Origin of the sequence: Dietzia sp. KRD202 (assembly GCF_017168155.1) — a bacterium.
Classification (GTDB): domain Bacteria; phylum Actinomycetota; class Actinomycetes; order Mycobacteriales; family Mycobacteriaceae; genus Dietzia; species Dietzia kunjamensis.
The window spans coordinates 1-392 of record NZ_JABFAN010000029.1; the positions used below are offsets into that span (position 1 = coordinate 1).

Here is a 392-nt window from a genome sequence, read left to right on the forward strand (position 1 = left end):
ACTGTATTTTTGGCCCTTTACTTGCTATTTGCAATACTTTTTAATTGGTTTCGTTGAATAGGTCTAGGTTTTGAAGATGGATAAAGTTTAGGGTTTAATTGTACTTTTGCCACAATTTTTTGATAAAAAGAATTATTACCATTGATAATGAAAAAAATGAAAGATAACAAGCTTGCTATAATCGGCCTTGGGTACGTAGGAATACCATTGGCGGTCGAATTTGTGAAAAAAGGTTTTGAGGTCATAGGTTTCGACATCAATACCTCTAAAATTGAGGGGCTAAAAAAAGGATTGGATGAAACGGGTGAGGTAGCCCCTGAAGATTTGGAAACAATGCAAAAAATTACCTTCACAAATAATGAGAAAGATCTTAAACAGGCGAATATATATAT

Annotated in this window: 1 protein-coding gene; it reads left to right on the top strand. The window is 33.4% G+C overall.

What is annotated here, in order from left to right; genetic code table 11:
- Nucleotides 1-156: 156 nt before the first annotated feature.
- Nucleotides 157-392: NAD(P)-binding domain-containing protein (locus J1M64_RS18390; RefSeq protein ID WP_241261769.1), on the top strand; the 236-nt coding region annotated here is incomplete at its 3' end.